General features: G+C 32.4%; 4 protein-coding genes. 1 reads left to right on the forward strand and 3 read right to left on the reverse strand.

The genetic code is table 11. The features are described from left to right. Positions 1–308, forward strand: a 308-nt coding sequence (locus tag ABZA26_RS12305; protein WP_372714808.1) for a LysE/ArgO family amino acid transporter, incomplete at its 5' end; no start/stop codon positions are given. A 109-nt stretch (positions 309–417) separates the two neighbouring features. Here ABZA26_RS12305 and ABZA26_RS12310 read toward each other — a convergent pair. The 3 genes from ABZA26_RS12310 to ABZA26_RS12320 form a co-directional block, all read right to left on the reverse strand. Then, complete coding sequence (locus ABZA26_RS12310) at positions 418–1,074, reverse strand: YitT family protein (RefSeq protein WP_372714809.1); 657 nt, start codon at positions 1,072–1,074, stop codon at positions 418–420. A 150-nt stretch (positions 1,075–1,224) separates the two neighbouring features. Beyond that, entirely contained in the window at positions 1,225–2,175 is a 951-nt protein-coding gene (locus ABZA26_RS12315; RefSeq protein WP_372714810.1) for a CorA family divalent cation transporter, read from the reverse strand. A 245-nt stretch (positions 2,176–2,420) separates the two neighbouring features. After that, positions 2,421–2,597 (reverse strand): putative quinol monooxygenase, encoded by a 177-nt coding sequence (locus ABZA26_RS12320; RefSeq protein ID WP_372714811.1) that lies wholly within the window; start codon positions 2,595–2,597, stop codon positions 2,421–2,423. Positions 2,598–2,599 lie beyond the last annotated feature (2 nt).

The raw sequence follows: 2,599 nt of genomic DNA on the forward strand, positions 1-2,599 counted from the left end.
ATTCGATGAAAAAGACTGTCTTTACACTTCTGGCACTGAGTTTGTTGAATCCCCATGTATACCTAGATACAGTTATTCTTATCGGAAGTATAGGTTCAAAGTACCCTCTAAATCAAAGGTTGGATTTTCTCATAGGTACTTGCTTAGCATCTTTTGTGTGGTTTTTCGGACTGGCTTATGGTGCAAGGATTCTTATTCCGATATTTAAAAGAGAGATTACATGGAAAATTTTGGATGTTTTAATAGGAATAACAATGCTTTTAATTTCATGGGGACTGATACAGTTTGCCATAAGAAACCATTTCTAAATTAACATAAGGCTAAAAATATTTTCCGATAAGAAGAAAAAACCTCCATAAGGAGGTTTTTAATTTTGAGTTTTTATATTTTTTCATAAGTTTTGGGTGTTTAAAACAATTATCTGTTGTAAAAGTAATTTTTCACCAAAAGAGCTTCCATCTTGACATCCCTGTGAACCACAGATTTCACATCAAAATCGAAGAGTCTGAATACTCCCTGAAGAAAAAAACCTGTAAAAAGAGCAACGATAACAGTACCTATTCCGGCGTATCCCCCTAGAAAAAAACCTATTGCCAGGGCTCCGATCTCAAGAATCCCCCTGATGGATCTCACTGAAAGGTCGGTCTTTTTGGTAAGGGCGACCATGAGAGCATCTCTTGGACCACATCCAAGTCCGGTGGAGATATAGAGGTAACATCCGATACTGAATATAAATAATCCGGAAAATATCATGGGGATTCCCGTGAGAATATTTGTGCTGAGGGGAATTATGTCCAGATAAAGAATCAGATCCATAAATATACCCATAGACAGTGTATTTAAGATAGTACCGCTTCCTATTCGTTCTCCCAAAAAAATATCCAAAGTCACAACTGTGATTCCCACAAGGGTTGCAGCCTGACCTATTGTAATACCTCCAACATTTGATATTCCCTGATGCAATACATCCCATGGGGAAAACCCGAGGTTAGATTTTATGATTATAATCACCCCTAGGGAACAACAAAAAAATCCTAAAATTAATTTTAAATACCGAAGTATTTCTTTTTTCACTATTTTCACCCCTTTAAAACCTTTACGCAGATTACTATTCATATATAATCAGTAATAAATATTCTAAGTAGAATACTCCAAATAATCGAAAATGTAAATATATTTATTACAGTTAAATAGTTTTGATATAAGTCACAGAAATATTAAAATTTAAATCCATTTTTTATACTTTAATATTCCCAGGGTTATTATTATAGATATAATCATAATTAGTACAGAAAAAGGGTAACCGAAATTCCATCCCAATTCAGGCATGATGTCAAAGTTCATTCCGTAAATACCGGCGATTAAACCTGGGGGTGCTATACATACTGTAACTACAGTAAAAATTTTAATTATATGATTTTGCTCTAATTCGATCTTACTGGAAATATTATCCTTGAGATCATTAAGCCTGTCAAAGTTATAATTTATATGCCCGTTTATTACTGCTAAATCTTTACTCTCAGAAATTAAAAGCTGCTGACTTCTTTCATTCATTGCGGGACTTCTCCTCAGTTGCAGTATTATCCTTTGTAGTTCGATAAGGCATTCTTTGAGCTGGATATTATCAAGTTTTATCTTAGTTAAATTATCAAGTTCCTCTAGTGAAATATTTTTTAGCTCAAGAACTTCTTTGAAATATCTTTTTACTTTCTTTGAAACCAGCTCAATAAGATCGGCATAATAATCTGTGAGGGAGCTTAAAAAAAGAAGAGTGAGTTCCTGGTCTGAATTTATATTGCTTGTGTAGAAAATTCTGTTTTTCAGAATCTGAATGAGTGAAATATCTGATACTCCGTTTAAATTTAATATAAGAATATCCTTCAAAATTATTACGTGGATGAGAGATTCTTCGATTGTTTGATCTTTGGTCAAATTGGGAAAGGTTAAATTTAAAAATATTTGTGAGTCGATCTCTACGTATCTTGAACTTATCTCTATCTCGCTTCTTTTATCTAGGGGCTGTATAACAAAATCAAATCGTTTGGCTAGTGTACTTATCTCTTTTTCACTGGCTTCCATCAGCTGAATACTGAGGATTTTAGATCTGTCTATATCAAGATCATCTATGCTTGAAAATTTTTTGATTTCTCCGTTTGATAATAAAACCTCAATCATGTTCTCCTCCTGGTAATGATATTAATATCATTTATCATACAAAAATATATTCTTAAAAAACTCAGATTACCTCTTTTCTCCAAGTTTTGAATTTTTTTACCAGACCAAAGTATATAAAAAAGAGAACAGAATCTAAATTAAAAATAAAAGTATAACTACACAAAAAATGAATATGATTTGATTGCCTTGAAATAGATCTTTTGAAACATAAAAGGCTCAGGAAATTTTCCCAAGCCTTTTTTTAATTATACCTCACTGTTTAAAGAAATTTCTAAATTTTCAGAGTAACTTATTATTTTCTCGATATTTTCCTTGAAAAAATCTGTACTTCCATGTTTATCAACAGCTTCCTGATCACGCCATTTTTCCACAAATGTCAGGATATATGGATTCTCTTTATTTTCATAGAGGACATACTCGATAC

It is taken from the genome of Ilyobacter sp., assembly GCF_041583315.1.
Taxonomy (GTDB): Bacteria; Fusobacteriota; Fusobacteriia; order Fusobacteriales; family Fusobacteriaceae; genus Ilyobacter.